The sequence below is a fragment of the Methylotenera mobilis 13 genome (assembly GCF_000384255.1).
Lineage (GTDB): Bacteria > Pseudomonadota > Gammaproteobacteria > Burkholderiales > Methylophilaceae > Methylotenera > Methylotenera mobilis_B.
The window spans coordinates 1,415,666-1,434,817 of sequence record NZ_KB913035.1 but is presented as its reverse complement, the minus strand read 5'-3'; the positions used below and the strand labels follow the sequence as shown (position 1 = coordinate 1,434,817).

The following is a 19,152-nucleotide window of genomic DNA, read 5'->3' as shown; positions in this document are numbered from 1 at the left end:
GCTGTCTTGTTCGTGTAATTGAATTATGCGCCAACGCAGACTTTGAGCCCTATTGTTGTTCATGAACAACGAGTAAGTAAAATCATGAAGCTAAATTGGCAAAATCCCTTCATCTTATGTCATTAGATTTGATTGAGCTCAACACGCTCATTATTCACAGACACTTTCGCCACTAACATTTAGTGATTGCAAAGAGATGTATTAAAGCGTTGTTTTATGTTTCCAAAGATCTAAATACATATCTGATTGATTAAGTAAGTCTTGATTCATTTCTTCATAATCAGGTATCAGTGACATGTCTATTTCTTTAGAAAATGCCGTATAGCCTAGACCTAATTTGCCACCTTGTACTTTAAAGCCAATAAAATCGAGAATGGTAGGAAACATATCAAAAGGTAAAATATGATTACGATTCTTCTCAAAATGGCTATTTGAAATAAATTGATTAAAAATAAGGCGCTCTTTCACTCGGTCTAACTTGTCGCTGACAGGGTTCTCCATTGCTAAGTGGTCACCAAGAATCACCACTTGAGTGTCTTTTAGATAACCACTTTTCTTGATAAACTTGACAAAGCCAGCAACCTGACGTGATGTACATTCCACAATACCTTCAAAAGTTTTAACACCTAACGATTTACAATAATCAGAAAAATGACCGTCAGGGCCGTGCGTATCAATTGTGGTCACTGTCAGGTTAAACGGTTGCTGCTTCTTATGCAATTCTACCAACTTAGTTTTGACTGCTGCGAATAAGTGGTCATCGTACAGCCCCCAAAAATTTAACTCAGCATCTGTCAACTTACCTCTTAATTCATCGCGGCCATAAACTTCATCATAATGATGGTCTTTAAAGAACATGCCTTTACCCGCAAAACCAAGTGCATCGCCCCCCATATAGACATTGTGATAGCCAGCCTCATGCAAAACATCACCTAGACAAACCGCATTAGGCAGAAAGGTCTTCATTTTCTCGCCCTGATCATTGCCGTCATATAAACTAACACTTTTAAGCGGTACACCACATTGTGTTGCTGTAATGCCAGCAATTGTCCACCATGTGCCAGGTGCTTTTCTGTAGTCCGTAAAGCTTAAGCCCTTTAAATGATCTAAACTACTTAAAAGATTTTTACCAAACAACTTAGGTTCTTTATAGGAGTTCTCAAGGCTTTCGACGTAAATCAGCACCAAGTTTTTAGGTCTAACCGCCTCTACTTTTACGGCTATTGGATTAAGGTAATGCGCCGCAAAGTAATCTTTACCAAATTGATTATGCAAAAAAATGGTGACAGAAAACTGAATTCCAAAATATATCGCTGCTGCCGTCAACGCATATAAGGGTGCCCGATGACCAATAAACCAATAAAACACCTTGATAAAATGGATATTGGCCATACGCGCCGGCTTAGTTAACCAATGGGTTGAGCCATGTGTTAGAAACAATGCGATTGAGTACTCAATCAATACCAGCAATAGCGAGCTTAATATTGGTAGCAGTGCGCACCAAATTAAAAAGCTTTTAATCACAGCAGCATCGGTATCAACCAGCCCACCCATACCAAACTGCGCATGGTAAAGTAGCTGCTCTAATGAAGGCTCGCCAAAATTATCAGCCACCCAATAAGCGATCGCTATCAGAAAAAATGCGCAAAGATAGGTCAAAAACCGAATCACGCCACGGATGAAATGACGATGATGAGAATTTGACCAAAAAGGATTATGTCTACTAGCGTTAGTCAAATGAGTAATCAACCATTTTCTTTTTTACTGATAATTTGACAAGCAACCGCACTTAGATAAGGCAATGATTGCAAACTTAGCATCGCTACCCATATTTGCGCATCAATATTGCTGATACCACGCGTTATTAGCATAGCAATACTACATATCGTTAAAGCACATAACAAAAATAGCTCTTCTTGAATTGGCGCAATCCAATCAAACCAGTTAGTCTTATTGAGCCCTTTCCCTTTTGCAGTTACTTTAAACACGCCATCCTTTTTAATTAACCCACTGATGATACCTCGGGCAATCGCGTGTGATAGACCAAGACTTGCAACTGATGCGCCAAAAATATCAATCCATTTGCATGTCATCGTTTTCAAATACAGCATCGGCCCCATGATTGCTTTGATTACCAAGAAACAAATAATGGTAGTAATCATGATGGACACTGGCAGGCTTGCATCTTCTGGGAATAAAAGCATCGCGATTGACCAGCCAATTGAGCCTATCGTAAAACCTAGCTGCAATGCCTCACCCAACCAACCAAACCAGCCAGTTAAGAAGTGGTAGCGTTGTCCAAATGTTAATGTTGAGTCGCCCAATAGCTTAGGTATGTGATGCTTAAGAATTTGCATCGCACCAAATGCCCAACGGAAACGTTGAGATTTAAGTGCTTTAAAGTCCGCGGGAGTTAGACCTCGTCCAAAAGTATCATCGATATAACGTAGCTCATAGCCGTCTTCAAGTAAACGTAACCCTAGCTCAGTATCTTCACAAATACACCACTCAGACCATTTGCCACTATCAATCAGCGCCTGATACCTCACCAATGTCATTGTGCCATGTTGAATCAATGCATTACGCTCATGACGATGATGCATCCCGATACGGAAGAAACCTTCAAATTCCCAGTTACCCATACTGCGGAAGAAACTATGTTCCCAATCCCTATGCGCTTGCGGCGCTTGTACTACAGCCACTTTTTGCTCTAAGAAATGCGGCACTAAATCAGAAAGCCAATCCGGTGTTACCTCATAGTCAGCATCGACCACACCCACTACTTGCGCCTTAGGGTTGGTTTGATCTAGGGCAAAATTTAAAGCGCCCGCTTTAAAGCCAGGCCATTGTGGCAAATGAAAGAATTTAAAATTCTCTGGCATTTTTGCCATGTAAGCTTCTAATGGCTTCCATTTAGCTTCATCTTTTGTGTTGTTATCAACAACAATCACCTCAAAATTGGTGTAATTGAGTTTAGCTAAACTTTCAATGGTCGTAATTACCATCTCTGGCGGCTCGTTATAACATGCCAAATGGACAGAAACAAACAGCTCTTGCTCAGCAGGCAGAGGCTTCGCACGTTTAAATGCACGGTTCCAGCCTTTTTTAAACATTACTTCACTAAACTCAACCGCGTAGATCATCAATACTGCTGACGTTAAACCCATGCCTATTAGCAACGCTACTAATACAACAAAATCTTTCATCGTATAGTAATAATCACCTGGCAAATTCCATGCAACGACCAACGTAGTAATACAAGCTTGGAGCAATACCGCCATTGAGCTACGCGCCCCTAAACCCCAATGCCTAAATCGATAAGCAATAAAGAATATTGGCAAAAGCCCTAACAAGCTCGCCCATAAAGCCTTTGCTTTCCAACGGTCATCTTTAGGCACCGCACCTTGCAATGAATATTTCTCATGTCGTTCAGCATCAAACATCCCCCAATACGCACCAGCCCAACCTTCCAGCTCTTTCTTCCAAGGTTGATCAAATGCTTCCATCAGGTAATAGTCATAATTTTTATGTGCGGTTTTGGCTAAAAACTCCCTCACAAAAAGCGCCTGATTCACATCAGACGCAACCGCAGCACCTAAAGTTGGCCCATGACTTGGCCAACCAATTTCAGTAATCACGATTTTTTTTCTCGGATAAACATCCATTAGCTCTTGATATCGTTTGAGCGAGTAATCTACTGCAGCCTCTACAGGCACGCCTTCATGATATGGCAACAAATGCACTGCAATATAATCCACATGCTTCACAAGCTCAGGGTTCTTTAACCATACATGCCAAGGTTCAGCCGTTGAGATAGGCAATTTTGTTGTTTTACGAACTTCCTCTATGTAACTAATCAACTGGTCTGGAGTCAGGTCATTTCTTAGTAACACCTCGTTACCCACAATTGCACGTTCAATTCTTGGGTAATGCTTTATTTTCACCTTTAGCGCATCCACTTCACGATGATTCGCGACAGAATCACTGCCAAGCCATGCACCAGCAGTCACATAAAAACCTAGGTTAGAAGCAAGTGCAGTCACTTCACTATTTTCTAGCGCACCATAAATACGAATACGTTTGGTCAATGGCTTGAGCAGTTGCAGGTCTTTTTCCAACTCAGCTGCACTCGGGTATTCTTTTTTGAGCGGACTTTGATCTACTTGAAATCCACTGAATGCAAAACCATTCACAATATCTGGTGCATTGATTAACGGTAAAGCACGATTAGAAATATGCCAAATGCCAAAGTGAATAGCAGCCACTAATACAGCAAAAATAAATGGGCTTAAATAGCTTTGAAGTTTTTTAATCATAAAGTTACGCGGGAAATTTCTATCTTAAAGTAATCAATGAGTTGAAAGTTGATGCTTAGGCAACAGCGCCAAAGCAAGTAAGCCACTAAGCATCAACCAATAATATGCAGATATATTGTAAGCCTCTAGGTAAACGCTATACAAAGCTGCCATCACTAGCGCTACACTCAATAGATAAGCGAATAAGCGTTTCATCCTCACTTCCACCCCTAAAATAATAGAAGCAAATGATAATTGCAGAACTGGTAATGCAAATAAGCTAATAGGAAAGTCTCGGTATCTACCATCAACAATCAATAGAGCAGTAGCGCTGATTGCTGCGTACACCAATATCAAAGCGCAGATTTTCAATATTACTAAATAACGCTTATTCGATTGACATAGACACACCACCAGAGCGATCACGGTCAACCAACCAACCAATGCTAAACCACCTAAAGTCGCCCACTCTAAGACATTTCGACAAGCACTGATTAAATATTGAGTTTGCAACCAAACCGATATCCCAAATACTGTGCCAGCAGCAGATAAACCTAGTTTGAGATATTTGTCACCTACTTGAAAGTAAAATGCCAACCCAATAAATAGAGCAAAACCTAGCAAGCCTGCCAGCACAATCATCTCAACATCATGTCGTGGCTGAACATCTCCACTAAATGCAAATTTAGGTGTCAACTCTGTGTCATAGATGCCCCAATATCCACCTACTGTCCCTTCAAGGTCACGCTTCCATGGTTGGTCAATCGCTTCAATCAAGTTATACTGCCAACCGTTATCATGCGCAAGCTGTAAAAAACCACGCAAATAACTTGCCTGATTAATTAAACTTGGCTGAGAAACCTGTCGCTGCCTGCCAACAGATGGCCAACCAGTCTCACCAATCAGAATTGGTTTTTTAAACGTCTCTTTAAGTAAACCCATCACATTCACTACATGCTGAGTTGCATGATCAATTGCTTGAGGGTCATCTTCCCAATAGGGAAGAATATGCACAGTGACAAAATCTACATTAGACTCAAGCTGAGGATGCTTACGCCAAAACTCCCATACATCAGCGTAAGTGACAGGTACTTCTGTTAGCTGCTGTGCTTTTAGCAAGTACTCATGCATCGCTGCCTCCGACTGCTCTCCACGCAGTAAAACCTCATTACCTACGATTAACGCTTTGACAGTCTCTGGATATTTGTTTGCAATACTTATCGCGAGATCAAGCTCTTTATCATTATTTGCGCTTACCCAACCAATCCAAGCGCCTAGGTAAACTTGCATCCCTAATTTAGAAGCAGCTTCTGGTACATATTCAAGTCCCTGAGAAACCGAATAAATTCGCACACAATTAAATTGCTTGGAAAGTACAGAAAGGTCATGATCAATCTGCGCCGGCTGAATAAAACTATTCTGGTCAAGAGGAGTTTGCCCAGGATTGTAATAAGGGGAATAAGAAACACACTGCAGCTTTCCATTAACAGGCAGTTGAGGCTGAACGATAATTACTGGCTTAGTTTCCTGCCAAAGCCAAATGATTAAAGCTACTAACAAAACAATATTAAATAGACTGAAACGCCAGATTAGTTTTGTTGATAAAGCCTTAACTTGGGAAGTTTGCATAAATTCAGACGTAAATTCAGATGTAGTTAGGTTAATTATCGACGATAAGTTGACTCAGGCGCTCATCATAATGCAAGCATCGAAACAAAACAAAATATTAAGCTATAAAAATATAAAAACTTAGCTTCATACATTAAGAGCCTCACGCTACAATACTCCCTTTCGAAACACCTTAATATATCCATCATGAAACGTACGATTATCGCCTCTTTACTACTTACGGTTAGCTCAATTCATATTGCAGAGGCAAAACCAAACTTTGTTGGTGCAAATTACAGCGGTACATACACATGCAAAGGCAACAATAACAAAGTAGGTAGCTACCAAGTACAAGCAAAACTAATGCTTAATCGCGCTGCTAGCAGAGGAAACATCGGCATTTATGACTTTCATGTAGAAACTGAAAACTCTTTTGTCTATAAAGGCAAAGCAGTAGCCAATTTAAACAAAGTCGCTTTCACATTAAGCATGACAGAGTTAAGTTCATCAGAATTCAGCACCGGCATTGCAACTATTCAAAAGAATAAAGCTGGTAAATACGCTTACACTAATCATTACTATGAAATAGATTCTAATATTGGCACTTATGGCAAAGAGTATTGCGTAGCTCAGGCGAACACTAAAACAAAAAAATCTGTTAAGCCAGCTACTACCTAACACCTCATTGACTTCAACCCTAAACAAGCACCAATCTAAAAGTTAATATTGTGCGCATGCAGACTAACAAAATGTACAGAATTTAAGGCTCACGTACAATTTTAACTTCATTAAATATAGCGTTAAAAGACTCACTATTTAGTACACTAAACTCATTTAGCCTAGCAGGATAAATAGGGTCACTTATTTCGCTGCCATCGACTTGCAGCTTAACAGCAGGGTGACACATCAGTACCGATGTACCAACGCCCTGCTGGGCCTGTAAAGCCCAGTCTACAAGACGTTTTTTATAGTCTTGCGTGCTTCCGCTAAAGTTATAAACACCCAACAGTGCATTACTACTTCGAAACCCCAACCTCTTGGCTTCTAACTCTAACGCGTTTGCGCCAAGCATTTTAATGATCCAGCCTTTAATGCCACTAGCCATGTGCGGCCTAGCAATTCTTATCCATGGCAAATGCTTATCGTAACGCCGTTTTAACACAGATAATAATATCTCACGAATCTGTGGGAGTTGATGCACATGTTGATGTCCATCTACATAATCTGGCTTAGCTCCAAGCTCAGCTTCAAATTGATTCAGTTGATGCTCAATGCTTTCTTGAATAGCTAATCTTGGCAAACAACGCACTAAGCTCAGCAAGGTCAATAGATAATGCGGATAACGATACCCAAACTGGGTAAAGTCAAGATGCAGTCCTATATGCGCTTTTTGCCTAATTTCAGCAGTTAATAATTTCGCAGAAGCCGTCCAATGCGGACTATTCACCATGCAAGATGTCGCAGTAAGCCTATTGTTTTCTATTAGGCGAACAATCGCCATATCAATTTCAGGGCTTTGTGCAAAATCATCAGCGCAAATGATAAGCTGCATTACAGCCCCCCTTTAAATGCCCAGTAACGGCTCAAAAAATAAGTAGAAACCGCAACAATGACCATTACAACACCAAGCACTAACCAAAATGGAACACTCGTAAAGTAAATAGCATTAATCACTAAAAGCTGATTAGCTAAAAAACCAAATAGAGCCACAATAAAGAAGCGTGGAAATGCATGCAGATGAGACGAAATTTGCCCAGAAAAACTTAACTTACGATGCCCAAAATAGCTCATTGGAAACGCACAAAGAAAGCCTGCAGTATTGGCATAAATTGCATTTAGCACATGCGTCAACTCCAAACTCACAGCAACCACATAATGCACACCTGCGGCTAACACACCAATCACAGCAAACCATGAAATTGAATGTCGATGCGTCGGTGTCATTGATGTGGTGTTATCACTTGTGGCTTTAATACCTCAGCCACAATATAAGGTGGGCGCCCTTTCACCTCATCATAAATACGGGACAAATACTCACCTAAAATACCAATAAACAACAATTGCACGCCGGCAAAAAACATCATACTCGCAATGATGGTTGGCCAGCCTGGTACTGACTCATTGAAGAACATATGATCAATCACTACATACATGCCATAAATAAAAGAAACCATCGCAAGTAAAGCACCTACCGCACTCGCTAAGCGCAATGGCATCACAGAGAAGCTAGTCACGCCCGTCCAAGCCAACTGGATTAGCTTTAGTTTTGAGAATGCACTCTCACCATGAGAGCGTGGTAATGGCGTAAATGGAATACCAATAGAATGATAGCCAACCCATGCATAAATACCTTTCATGAAGCGGTTACGTTCAGGTAATGAAAGCAACGCATTCACTACCTGTCTGTCCATCAAACGGAAATCCCCAGCATCTCGTGGAATATGAATCTGCCCACCCAAGCTAATCGCGCGATAAAAAATACGTGAGCCCCAGCGTTTAAATCGTGACTCTACAGCGCGGTCTTGTCGATACGCATAGACCATATCGTATCCTTCACGCCATTTTTCCAACATCTTAACCAACAACTCCGACGAGTGCTGACCATCTGCATCCATACAAATTACCACGTTACCAGTTGCATACTCTAAACCAGCGGTAATCGCATACTCTTTACCAAAATTACGTGAAAATCGCACCAATGTCGTTTGCAAATCAGCTGGTAAGTTACGCACAATATTTGCTGTTTGATCGCGACTACCATCATCAATCACAATAATTTCCCACGTCTGACTCAACTGCTTAAGCCGGTCAACGATTGTATGAATAGTACTAACAATCGCAGCCTCCTCATTAAAGGCAGGTACAATTACACTGATACATGCATCAGTATTTAGTCTTGGAAAAATATTTTTGCTCATCTATTTAATCTCGAGGTGCTGCACGAGGTCTACGCGCTTCGCCTATTAATGTTCTGCGGTCTTTAACGACAGCTAACGGTGCACCTAAGCGCTCAACAACACCAATCACTTCACCTTGCAGTACTTTATCGCAATTCATATTAGTACTAGACATAAAGAAATCAGCCGTCACCCAGTCTTCAGTAATTTTAAATCTGTCATCTAAATAGGCTTGTCCTTGAAAAGCCTCTGCGCAAACGGCAACAGAATATACCGAGCCTGTATTTTTCGATATAGCTTCTTTATCAACATAGTGTTCTAGAATTTTAGTAGCGTCAATTAAACTACTAGACCAATAATCGGCCTCCCAATGATGTTGGGCTTGCTTAAAATTCTCGCCGGCAAAATGATTGTAGTACAAGTACTGATAAGGATGCAGTGCAGATAGTGTAAAAATCGTATTCATACTCAATAACGCACATACCGCAGCAAAACATATTCGCCACTTTTGGTATGAGACTAACATATCAAACATTTTGGACAATCCAATCCCTGCAACAATCGCTAATGTAGGAATCACAAAGGTAAAATGCCTTACCCCATTATAAAGTGCTGGACGATCTAAAATCACAAAAATCAAAGGGGTGAGTAAAGCAATTGCAATCGTGATTTCAGGTAAGCATTGCACTAACACCAACTGTTTAACTCTTATCGCCAATACAAGTAAAAGACTCAATAAACCAAGAAGAAAAATTTCAGGTAATCGAATTCCCAAGTACTGAAACAAATAAGTGCGAGGTACGTCGCCAATATTAATGAACTGGCCATTCACAATAGTATTCATATCGAATGCAAAGTGCGAGAAGGACTTTACAGCGATTAAAATGTGATCTGTACCCATCACCGACCATGGCCAGAAAATAGCCATTAAGCAAAAAGCAACAACACCAGCTGGTAGCAAGCCTAAAAAACTCTGCCAGTAAAAACTCAATATAAGCTTAAAGTTTTTTACCTTTAACAAACCAGCGAAAAAAACCATTAAAAGCAAATAAATAACAGCAAACGCACCACCGATTCTTAAGCCTAATGCCATCCCCACAGCAATACCTAGCTTGAAACTCAAGGCTAAAGGAATACGAGGTAAGTGTTTAGAAATAAGTAGCGTGTAATATAGTGCCCATACCATGCAGGCAGCAAAAGATACATCTTTGGTGTGTGTAAACATCGCACCAGCCCATGCCCCTGTAATGGTCAGTAGAAATACTGCTAAAAAAGCAGCGCGTAGACCAGCAAGCTCATTGGTAATCTTATAAACAGCCACGATCCCAGCAAAACCAAATAAGGCTGATAGTAAATGACGTATATCCCACACCCAAAGCGGTAAGATTTTTTCTAAGATGGCAGCGATTAAATCAAACAGCCCGCCATACAAATAGAGATTTTTGTAAGTAAAAGCGGCCTGATCTGCAAAACCTGTACTATAAAAATTTAGCAGTAATTGACCATAGACATGTTGCACTTGCTCGTCGTTGCTAATCCCGTACTGCTTAAACGTGACGAGAATAAAAACAGCCAATAATGAAAATAGGACTAAAGATAATCTTTGAAATAATATTGGTGTCATTGTTATTGGTGATGAATGATCTCTTGCTAAGTTCATTTATTTGTAAGTAAATTAATAAAATATAGTCAAACCAATACAATACGTTACGCTACTTTAAAACATCAAGCAGCAGGTGATACTAATATTAATGATCTATTGAATTGATGGTGCCCCCGACACGAATCGAACGTGTGACCCTCCCCTTAGGAGGGGGATGCTCTATCCACTGAGCTACGGGGGCAAAACTAGTAGAGCATTATAAAGGGTAGAGGCCTTAAATAAAACATTACGTGAATAAATGTAATGTCTTATACGTTATGTTTTACAGAAAAAAACAAATAGTGCTAACATTCTCAGAGCGTTATTTGTCAGTGAACTACATCTAAAAAGGTTATTGTATGTTAATTAAGGTTCTTTTTTATGCAGCAATCATACTCGTTGCATTCCTAGGCTATCGCCACTATTCATCTATGCAACCGAGTTTAACTATAGGAGAAGATGCTCCAGAGTTTAGTTTAAAAGATACAAAAGGTAGCAATCACTTGTTATCTGACTACAAAGGAAAATATGTAGTACTTTATTTTTATCCTAAAAATGACACCCCAGGATGCACTAAAGAGGCATGCAACTTTAGAGATGACTTATCTAAACTAGAACAATTGAATGCCAAGGTAATTGGAATAAGTGTTGATTCAGAAACCTCTCACCAGAAGTTTGCAGAGAAATACCACCTACCGTTCACCTTGCTAGCTGACACTGATGGTAGCGTCGCAAAGGCTTATCACGCGCTTAGCAATCTAATCTTCACTAAAATTGCAAAACGCTATACATTTCTCATTGACCCGAGTTCAAAAGTAATCAAAATCTATAATAGTGTGGATGTTTCTAACCACTCTCAGCAAATAATTGACGACTTAAAAAACATTCAGGGGACTGGGAATTAAAAGAAAAGGTTAAGAAAGTGAGTTCTTTATCAGAATAACCAAATGAAACTCAGTATTCATAAAGTCTACCCATGCAAAACAAACTAAGCTCGCTTAGAATAAGAAATGCCAACCACTAAGAAAAATAACCAAATAAAATGAAAAAATTTACTTTGGAATAACCAAACTTAATCTAGGAATAATAGTGTTGGCAACTAACCACCAAAGCAATTGTTATCAATATTGACTAGTTTATTGATAACAATTGCTGGTAATCAAAAATACAAGCCCTATGTAACTCTGACTAGAACCCTAAACTATCAAGCAAATCATCGACCTGCTCTTGGCTAGCAACAACATCCACAGCATTTGGATCGATTTGTGGCCCATTCAAAAGCGCTGAGTTATCACCGGTATCAGCTTTATTTGCTTCTGCGTCTTTCTTAGGGATAGCTGGTGAAAAATCAATGAGTAATTGCACTAACTGCTTTTCTAAATCCTGAGCTAGGCCAGTGATTTTTTTGATGACTTGTCCCGTCAAATCCTGAAAATCCTGCGCCATCATGATATCCATCAGTAAGGCTTTGGTTTCTGCTGTGTTTTTTCCTGCCATTGCTAAATAAGTAAGCGTCTCATTTGCGGCCAAATTATATTCGCTCTTTAATGATGGCTCAGCCATTACACTTTTCCAACGTTGTTCCAATGCTGTTGCGCCAGACGCAAGCTCCTCTTGTAATGGAATCGCCACATCAGTTGCATTCAGAACACGCTCTGCTGCCTGCTCAGTCATCCGAGCCACATAAGCTAATCGATCACGCGCATCTGGAATATCTTGTGCAACTTGTTCTAATATTTTATCTAGGCCTAATCCACTTAGGCTATCATGCAATGTTCTAGTGACATGCCCTACACGGTTAAGAATTTCATCACTCGATGACAATCCAACTGAAGATTCAACATTTGCAGCTTGCTGCTGTGTGACTTCACTAGTCATAGTTAAGCCCCTGCTTTCTCAAGCTTCTCAAATATTTTTGATAATTTTTCATCAAGTGTAGCAGCAGTGAATGGTTTTACAACGTAGCCATTAGCACCTGCTTGTGCTGCAGCAATAATATTTTCTTTTTTTGCTTCAGCGGTTACCATTAAGACAGGTAGTTTAGAGAGTTCAGCATCGGCACGAATATTTTGCAACAATGTCAAACCGTCCATATTAGGCATGTTCCAATCTGATACAACAAATTCAAATCCACCACCTTTCAGTTTACTCAATGCAGCAACGCCATCTTCAGCCTCATCTACATTGGTATACCCAAGCTCTTTCAGCAAGTTACGAACGATTCTACGCATTGTAGAAAAATCATCCACAACAAGAAATTTAGTATTTGTATTTGCCATGCTCCACTCCATTAAATACTCTTAGTATTAAAGCTTAAACTTAAACGTCAATACAACAAGTAAACTCTATAATTATTTTATACTCTAAACATTGATGATGGAGACTTTACCATTCGTTAAAATGACCAAGACTTCATCAATATCATTGATACTTCCCTATGATTTACACGCGTAAAGCACGGGTACTATTGGTCACTAAATGATTAAGCACTAATTTAGGCAATTCATTTAGATGTGCAACTTCGTCTACGCCACCATGCGCGACGGCCTCTTTCGGCATACCATACACAACACAACTCTCCTCATTTTGAGCAAAGTTATATGAGCCAGCATTTTTCATTTGAGCCATACCCACAGCGCCATCTTTACCCATACCAGTCAAGATGACCCCAATAGCATTTTTACCAGCATTTAATGCAGCTGATTCAAACAATACATCCACAGAAGGCTTATGACGATTCACTGGTGGCGCATCACTTAGTTCAGTCACATAGTTTGCACCACTTCTTGCTAATAACAAGTGTTTATCGCCGGGTGCAATATAAGCATGACCAGGTAACACACGTTCACCACCTTCAGCTTCTTTAACGGATATTTGACATAAAGAGTTTAGTCTATTCGCAAAAGATTTTGTAAAACCTGCAGGCATATGCTGTGTAATTAAAATACCAGGGCAATCTGAAGGCATTTGTAGCAAAAATGACTTGATAGCTTCCGTTCCACCGGTAGAAGCACCAATAATCAGGAGCTTCTCACTACTAATCAGTGGGTTACGTAATTGTGATGGCTTGTTTTCGACATTACCAGTAACAGCATGTCGACTTGGAGATGATACTTTCGCTTGAGAGGCCGCTCTAATTTTATCTGTAATTTCCTCAGTGTACTCACGCATACCTTCAGTAATAGACATTTTAGGTTTAGTGACAAAGTCTGTTGCACCTAACTCTAAGGCGCGCATCGTGATTTCTGAACCCTTTTCTGTCAACGTAGATACCATGACAACTGGCATTGGTCGGAGACGCATCAGCTTTTCCAAGAAATCCAAGCCATCCATTTTTGGCATTTCGACATCAAGCGTTAGTACATCAGGATTTAATTGCTTAATCATCTCACGAGCAATCAGCGGATCTGGCGCAGCACCAACAACCATCATATCTTTTTGGTCGTTAATAATCTCAGTCAATAAACTACGAATTAGTGCCGAATCATCAATAACTAGTACTTTTATTTTCATTTGCTTATTCTCACGCCTTATTGCTTATTCAATATAACAATTAAAATAAATCAATTGCACCACCAACATCGGATGTTTTAAGTTTACTTGCGTAAACTTCTTCACGTTTAAACAAGGTGTCATTATGCATTTGTTTCAATTTCTTCACTAAAACACGACCAGTTTTAGGGAAATAATAAACTTTTCTAGGGTAGATATCTAATAAATCCTCACCCGTAATCCTTATACCCTCTGCGCTCAGGTATTTCCTCACGAAAATTGCATTACGGTCACCAACATTAGTGGTGGTAAAGCTTTTGAGTACATTGCCGCCACCAAATATTTTGGCTTCTAGATTTTCGCGTCTTGCGCCGTTACGAAGCAATTGGTTTATCAAAACCTCCATTGCATAAGTGCCATAGCGCATAGATTCAGAAATAGGACTGTCTTTATCTGCAGCTGCACTATCAGGTAACATGAAGTGGTTCATACCGCCTATACCTGTTTTATTATCTCGAATACATGCAGATACACATGACCCTAAGACAGTTACTATCAACATGTCTTTATCTGTAAAGTAGTACTCTCCCGGTGCAATTTTTGCCGCTTCACAATCAAAAGTTCGGTCAAAATATAGGGTAGTTGAAATTTCTTCTTCCAACATACTCATAAAGCTCTCTCTTTAACTGTGCTGTTAGAACGCTTTACATTGCTTGCATCTGCCAAAGTGTAAACAGTTTTACCTCTTAAATGGAATGCATCTGAAACATAAAGAAAGTTCTCTGAATGACCAGCAAATAATAATGCGTTTGATTTCATTAACGGTACAAAACGACTTAAAATCTTTGACTGTGTAGGTTTGTCAAAATAAATCATTACATTTCTACAAAAAATTGCATCAAATGGCTCGTGTAAAGCCCAGTTTTCATCCAGTAAATTAAGCTGACTAAAAGTAATCATCGACTTTAATTCTTTTCTAACTGCAACTGAGCCCTCATTTGGACCGGAACCTCTTAAAAAGAAACGCTTACGCCTTGCATCAGAGAGCTTACTCACTCGCTCATATGGATAGATTCCACGAGATGCTGTTGATAGCACATTAGTATCAATATCTGTGGCAATAATTTCAACCGGAGGGTTTAAACTTCCAAATGCTTCACACGCTGTCATTGCTATTGTGTAGGGTTCTTCACCAGTAGATGCTGCTGAACACCAGATGCGGATAGGTTTTTTTAAGGTAAGCAGATGATCTGCAAGTATAGGAAAGTGATGCTCTTCACGAAAAAAAGAGGTTAAATTCGTTGTAAGTGCATTGGTAAACGCCTCCCATTCGGCAGGATCGTTCTGACTCTCTAGATTATCTAGATAGTGCTTAAAAGATGTTGCGCCTAAAACACGAAGTCTTCTTCCTATACGGCTATAAACCATATCAGACTTGGCTTCAGACAGTGAAATGCCTGCATGACGATAAATTAAGTGACGTACTCTAGCAAAGTCTTGAGCAGTAAAGTTAAACTCTCGCCCCTCTTCATGCTGCTCTTTTTTAAACATTAATTATTCACCACGTAATTTATTGTAAATCACTTACTGTACCAATTTGGTACAAAGCACTTTAGCAATATGCTTTGGGCACTCTTAATTTATTATTTATTAATATATTGCAGTTAACTGCCTATAAACTTGTGATTATTGATGAACAATATCAACGTAATGACAAGGTAGCAATGCAAGATGCAAATATCTAAAAACCACTTAATTAAAGCTGGCTTTATTGGACATTTTCATCTTTAAACATTGCTCCACATCACATCTATTACTACTACGCCTTATCTGTTGCTCTTCTGCCTTCTTTTGCAGCAAAAGGATGTGCAGATTCTTTATAAACTTTCAACAAATCAGCAGCTTTTGGCTCACGTGCAATCGCGCTTTTAATCGCTTGTTTAGTAGCACGGTAGTTCCAATCTTGAATACGGTCATCCATATCTGCAGTTTGGTCAATAAACACACCTACAGAAATAAATACGTCATCCGCTTCTTCAACAGGAATTGTGCCATCAGCAACACAGTCCATCACAGCCATCGCAACACCACGTTGTGCTGGGCCAAACATTTGTAGTGATTGTTTAGTGTTTTTCAAAGTCACTTTGTTAAACATTACTGTGTTTGGTTTTACCATCATGTTAGGTGCAACAATAGCTAACAAGCCATTTACACCCTCTTTTTGATCAGTAAGAGTACGGCAAAACGCATCTTCTGCAGCGCTACCACGTGGGCCCATGATTAGGTCAATGTGAGCTACATTTTTAAGATCTAAACCACTACCATCTGGGCGATCTTCAATTACCAATGCCTCACCAATTAATACACGATCAATAACAGCCATTTCAGTCTCCTAGAACTTCTAAATAAATTTCAAAATTAACTTCTTTATTACGTTTGGCAGTCGAGTGTAACGTTACTGCCAATTTTTACTTACATATGGTGGATAACGTTACACTCACCACCTTACTTTGTCTTTGAAAGCTAGCTATTTACTAGCGATTACCCTCTATTGTAAACCATTAGGCACTAATCAATAAAATCACTTTTTAAAACTCTTCCCAATCGCCATCATCCGCACTGGGCTTTATACTCACTTTGGCAGGCGTTGGTCTAGCAATCGTTGCTGCTTTACTAGTCATCACCTTCGGTACATTACGCGATACTTTACTTTCACTATGTGATCCTAGCTGGAATACGCTGATTGCGTTCATCAGTTCGTCCGCTTGCTCCATCATTGATTCAGCTGCCGCTGCCGCTTCTTCTACTAAGGCTGTATTTTGCTGTGTGACGTCATCCATTTTCATGATGGCTTCGTTGACTTGTTCAATACCAGCACTTTGCTCTTGTGATGCAGCTGAGATTTCGCCAATGATGTCTGACACGCGTTTGACTGAGCTGACGATCTCTTGCATCGTTTCCCCAGCCATTTCTACTTGTTTAGTGCCTTCTGCGGTTTTGTTAACTGAGTTTGTGATCAGTTCTTTAATCTCTTTGGCTGCTGAAGCTGAGCGTTGTGCTAGGTTACGTACTTCTCCTGCAACCACTGCGAATCCGCGACCTTGTTCACCTGCTCTTGCTGCTTCAACTGCTGCATTCAACGCTAAGATGTTCGTTTGGAATGCAATGCCGTCAATCACGCTAATGATGTCTTCAATTTTCTTGGCACTTTCGTTAATTTGAGCCATGGTGCTGACAACGGCTGATACTGCTACACCGCCTTTTACAGCAACGCCTGAGGCGGCTGATGCAAGTTGGTTGGCTTGTTTAGCGTTGTCGGCATTTTGCTTCACGGTTGAAGAGAGCTCTTCCATGCTGGCGGCTGTTTTTTCTAATGAAGCTGCTTGATCTTCTGTGCGGCGTGATAGGTCAGCGTTACCTTGCGCAATTTCTCTTGCTGCGGTGTTAATCGTTTCTACTGATTGCTGTACCGTCACAATCGGACCAACGATCATTTCTAGTGTTTCGTTCATGCCGTTAACAATCTTGCGGTAGTCACCTTGGTGTCTATCTGCATCAGCACGAACGGTGACACGACCAGCATGGGCTGCGTCTGCTAGTAATTGCGCATCTTCGTTCAGCGCTTTTAAGTTAGTACGTACTTGTTCAATGGCTTCATTCACAAATACTTTTTTACCTGGGAATGTTTCTAACGGAGCGTCAAAGTCACCTTCACCAAACGCTTTAACGCAGGCAAGGGCTTTTTCTGTCAACTCTAGTTGTCCAGCAACAATCGCATTGACTGCCGTCGCTAGCTCAGAGAAGCCTCCTTTGAATAGATGCGCATGTAGACTCATATCAATATTGCCAAGCGCATGCTCATTTGTGACCCACTTTACTGAATCAACCGCGCCCTTTAGCTTACCTTTGAGTCTGTCTAGATTCTTATTAATTTCTGCTTTCTTACCCGGATACTGCTGAATTTGTACATCAAAGTCACCATCGCCTAATGCGCGCATCACTTCCGTTACTTCTTCTTTCTCACGTACGTGCGCGCCTACCATTTTATTTAATGATTGAGCCATTTCAGCATAAGTACCAGTAAATTTAGCCACATCAACTCTTACGTCAATCTCACCTAAATCATGCTGCTCAGACATACTTTGCATCTCAGCAATGAACGTTTTAATATTGACCCGCAATTGCTCAATTCCGTCATTAATAAAAGCACGTTGACCAGGAAAACGTTCTAATGGCGCTTCAAAGTTACCTTTAGAAAATTCAGCAATACAAGCAGTCACTTTACGCATCACTTCGGCTTGATTAGATGCCATTTCATTAATATTAGCAGCCATAGTTTTATAGGTGCCACGGAATTTAGTAGCGTCAATTTGCGCACTAATATTGCCAAGTTTATTTTGTGCTGACATTGCACTTTGTTCATCAATAACAGTTCTCAGTGTTTGCTGCATAGTAAGCATTGATGCCATTAGACTTGAACGATCATCTGCATTAATTTTAATAGCGCTGTTTAAATCACCATTCGCGATGTCATTAGCAATTTTAGCAACATCATCTGGCTCCCCACCTAACTGCTTGCGTAGATTAAGTGTAATTAAAACACCAAGCACAATAGTAGCAAGTACTATCAGTAAGCCTATCACTAAAGAAATATTGGTTGACTGCTCTTTTAGCGCGAGTGCATTATTTGCAAATTTCTGACCAAGCTCAACTTTATAACTCATGTGGTTAGCTATATCGCCGTTAGCTTTTTCAGCAGGGGTACGGATAGCAATATATAACTCGTGAGCTAGTTCTTTGTCATTCGCCCGAGAAGCATTTAATATGGGCTCCATATCTGAATAGTAAGCGTTCAACCCCTCCACATCAGCCTCTAATAGACGTTTTTCTTGCTCATCTGAAATAAAGCCAACATACGACTCTGTAATTTCTTTCAATTCCGATTGAAGTTTTCTAATTGCACTTTCAACTTCAGCCATTTTTGCTTCATCTTTAATCAACGTATGATTAGCAACTCTGATACGAAGCGTATTGAACTTATATCGCATTTCATCAAGCTTAATAATACTAGGCACTATATTTGAATTAGCATAGTTAGTGTCTTGGTAAACAGAATCAGTCTGGAAAATATTTAGCGTTAACAAACCTACTAAACCTAATACAGAAATCAATGTTATGAATAACATTTTTCTTGCAACAGTCATTTGCATCTCAAATC

At 40.0% G+C, this 19,152-nt stretch carries 16 protein-coding genes and 1 tRNA gene; 2 read left to right on the top strand and 15 right to left on the bottom strand.

Features of this window, described 5'->3' with window-relative positions:
* Positions 1 to 201: 201 nt before the first annotated feature.
* From A391_RS0106780 to A391_RS0106770, 3 genes are all read right to left on the bottom strand, one after another.
* Complete coding sequence (locus tag A391_RS0106780) at positions 202 to 1,614, bottom strand: sulfatase-like hydrolase/transferase (protein ID WP_232416148.1); 1,413 nt, start codon at positions 1,612 to 1,614, stop codon at positions 202 to 204.
* A gap of 131 nt (positions 1,615 to 1,745) precedes the next feature.
* Positions 1,746 to 4,316 carry a glycosyltransferase gene (locus A391_RS0106775; RefSeq protein WP_019898295.1) on the bottom strand — a complete coding sequence of 857 codons (2,571 nt, stop codon included), beginning with the start codon at positions 4,314 to 4,316 and terminating at the stop codon, positions 1,746 to 1,748.
* Between the two features lie 33 nt (positions 4,317 to 4,349).
* On the bottom strand, positions 4,350 to 5,924 hold the full coding sequence (locus tag A391_RS0106770; RefSeq protein ID WP_081621922.1) for a beta (1-6) glucan synthase: 1,575 nt from the start codon (positions 5,922 to 5,924) through the stop codon (positions 4,350 to 4,352).
* Positions 5,925 to 6,110: 186 nt separating this feature from the next.
* Between A391_RS0106770 and A391_RS0106765 the strand changes: the two genes are divergently transcribed.
* Positions 6,111 to 6,581 (top strand): hypothetical protein, encoded by a 471-nt coding sequence (locus tag A391_RS0106765; protein WP_019898292.1) that lies wholly within the window; start codon positions 6,111 to 6,113, stop codon positions 6,579 to 6,581.
* Between the two features lie 82 nt (positions 6,582 to 6,663).
* On the opposite strand, the gene A391_RS13780 is transcribed toward A391_RS0106765, so the two are convergent.
* The 5 genes from A391_RS13780 to A391_RS0106740 all read right to left on the bottom strand — a co-directional run bounded on the left by A391_RS13780 (position 6,664) and on the right by A391_RS0106740 (position 10,644).
* Positions 6,664 to 7,455 carry a ChbG/HpnK family deacetylase gene (locus tag A391_RS13780; protein WP_019898291.1) on the bottom strand — a complete coding sequence of 264 codons (792 nt, stop codon included), beginning with the start codon at positions 7,453 to 7,455 and terminating at the stop codon, positions 6,664 to 6,666.
* On the bottom strand, positions 7,455 to 7,847 hold the full coding sequence (locus A391_RS0106755) for a GtrA family protein (RefSeq protein WP_019898290.1): 393 nt from the start codon (positions 7,845 to 7,847) through the stop codon (positions 7,455 to 7,457). Before A391_RS0106755 ends, A391_RS13780 begins: the two co-directional genes overlap by 1 nt.
* Entirely contained in the window at positions 7,844 to 8,821 is a 978-nt protein-coding gene (locus A391_RS0106750) for a glycosyltransferase family 2 protein (protein ID WP_019898289.1), read from the bottom strand. The genes A391_RS0106755 and A391_RS0106750 overlap by 4 nt, the downstream gene beginning before the upstream one ends.
* A 4-nt stretch (positions 8,822 to 8,825) precedes the next feature.
* A complete protein-coding gene (locus A391_RS0106745) occupies positions 8,826 to 10,424 on the bottom strand; it encodes an ArnT family glycosyltransferase (protein ID WP_019898288.1) in 1,599 nt (532 codons plus the stop codon).
* A 144-nt stretch (positions 10,425 to 10,568) separates the two neighbouring features.
* A tRNA-Arg gene (locus A391_RS0106740) sits at positions 10,569 to 10,644 on the bottom strand.
* A gap of 157 nt (positions 10,645 to 10,801) precedes the next feature.
* Between A391_RS0106740 and A391_RS0106735 the strand changes: the two genes are divergently transcribed.
* Entirely contained in the window at positions 10,802 to 11,347 is a 546-nt protein-coding gene (locus A391_RS0106735) for a peroxiredoxin (RefSeq protein WP_019898287.1), read from the top strand.
* A gap of 283 nt (positions 11,348 to 11,630) precedes the next feature.
* On the opposite strand, the gene cheZ is transcribed toward A391_RS0106735, so the two are convergent.
* The 7 genes from cheZ to A391_RS13775 form a co-directional block, all read right to left on the bottom strand.
* Positions 11,631 to 12,320 (bottom strand): protein phosphatase CheZ, encoded by a 690-nt coding sequence (gene cheZ / locus A391_RS0106730; protein WP_019898286.1) that lies wholly within the window; start codon positions 12,318 to 12,320, stop codon positions 11,631 to 11,633.
* A gap of 2 nt (positions 12,321 to 12,322) precedes the next feature.
* The gene (gene cheY / locus A391_RS0106725) at positions 12,323 to 12,721 is read right to left on the bottom strand and encodes a chemotaxis response regulator CheY (protein WP_015832190.1); all 399 of its coding nucleotides are present in this window, start codon (positions 12,719 to 12,721) and stop codon (positions 12,323 to 12,325) included.
* A 163-nt stretch (positions 12,722 to 12,884) separates the two neighbouring features.
* Entirely contained in the window at positions 12,885 to 13,955 is a 1,071-nt protein-coding gene (locus tag A391_RS0106720) for a protein-glutamate methylesterase/protein-glutamine glutaminase (RefSeq protein WP_019898285.1), read from the bottom strand.
* Between the two features lie 40 nt (positions 13,956 to 13,995).
* Entirely contained in the window at positions 13,996 to 14,604 is a 609-nt protein-coding gene (cheD, locus tag A391_RS0106715; RefSeq protein ID WP_019898284.1) for a chemoreceptor glutamine deamidase CheD, read from the bottom strand.
* Positions 14,601 to 15,485, bottom strand: a complete 885-nt coding sequence (locus A391_RS0106710; RefSeq protein ID WP_019898283.1) for a CheR family methyltransferase — start codon at positions 15,483 to 15,485, stop codon at positions 14,601 to 14,603. Before A391_RS0106710 ends, cheD begins: the two co-directional genes overlap by 4 nt.
* Before the next feature lie 268 nt (positions 15,486 to 15,753).
* Positions 15,754 to 16,317 carry a formaldehyde-activating enzyme gene (fae, locus tag A391_RS0106700; protein WP_019898281.1) on the bottom strand — a complete coding sequence of 188 codons (564 nt, stop codon included), beginning with the start codon at positions 16,315 to 16,317 and terminating at the stop codon, positions 15,754 to 15,756.
* Positions 16,318 to 16,522: 205 nt separating this feature from the next.
* The gene (locus tag A391_RS13775) at positions 16,523 to 19,144 is read right to left on the bottom strand and encodes a methyl-accepting chemotaxis protein (protein ID WP_019898280.1); all 2,622 of its coding nucleotides are present in this window, start codon (positions 19,142 to 19,144) and stop codon (positions 16,523 to 16,525) included.
* Positions 19,145 to 19,152: the final 8 nt, after the last annotated feature.

Bases quoted from the DNA above. Each gene is read 5' to 3' on its own strand.
- A391_RS13780 (WP_019898291.1), bottom strand. From the start codon at position 7,455: ATGCAGCTTATCATTTGCGCTGATGATTTTGCACAAAGCCCTGAAATT.
- A391_RS0106745 (WP_019898288.1), bottom strand. From the start codon at position 10,424: ATGACACCAATATTATTTCAAAGATTATCTTTAGTCCTATTTTCATTA.
- A391_RS0106775 (WP_019898295.1), bottom strand. From the start codon at position 4,316: ATGATTAAAAAACTTCAAAGCTATTTAAGCCCATTTATTTTTGCTGTA.
- A391_RS0106750 (WP_019898289.1), bottom strand. From the start codon at position 8,821: ATGAGCAAAAATATTTTTCCAAGACTAAATACTGATGCATGTATCAGT.
- A391_RS0106735 (WP_019898287.1), top strand. From the start codon at position 10,802: ATGTTAATTAAGGTTCTTTTTTATGCAGCAATCATACTCGTTGCATTC.
- A391_RS0106765 (WP_019898292.1), top strand. From the start codon at position 6,111: ATGAAACGTACGATTATCGCCTCTTTACTACTTACGGTTAGCTCAATT.
- A391_RS13775 (WP_019898280.1), bottom strand. From the start codon at position 19,144: ATGCAAATGACTGTTGCAAGAAAAATGTTATTCATAACATTGATTTCT.
- cheD (WP_019898284.1), bottom strand. From the start codon at position 14,604: ATGAGTATGTTGGAAGAAGAAATTTCAACTACCCTATATTTTGACCGA.
- A391_RS0106770 (WP_081621922.1), bottom strand. From the start codon at position 5,924: ATGCAAACTTCCCAAGTTAAGGCTTTATCAACAAAACTAATCTGGCGT.
- A391_RS0106720 (WP_019898285.1), bottom strand. From the start codon at position 13,955: ATGAAAATAAAAGTACTAGTTATTGATGATTCGGCACTAATTCGTAGT.
- fae (WP_019898281.1), bottom strand. From the start codon at position 16,317: ATGGCTGTTATTGATCGTGTATTAATTGGTGAGGCATTGGTAATTGAA.
- A391_RS0106710 (WP_019898283.1), bottom strand. From the start codon at position 15,485: ATGTTTAAAAAAGAGCAGCATGAAGAGGGGCGAGAGTTTAACTTTACT.
- A391_RS0106755 (WP_019898290.1), bottom strand. From the start codon at position 7,847: ATGACACCGACGCATCGACATTCAATTTCATGGTTTGCTGTGATTGGT.
- cheZ (WP_019898286.1), bottom strand. From the start codon at position 12,320: ATGACTAGTGAAGTCACACAGCAGCAAGCTGCAAATGTTGAATCTTCA.
- cheY (WP_015832190.1), bottom strand. From the start codon at position 12,721: ATGGCAAATACAAATACTAAATTTCTTGTTGTGGATGATTTTTCTACA.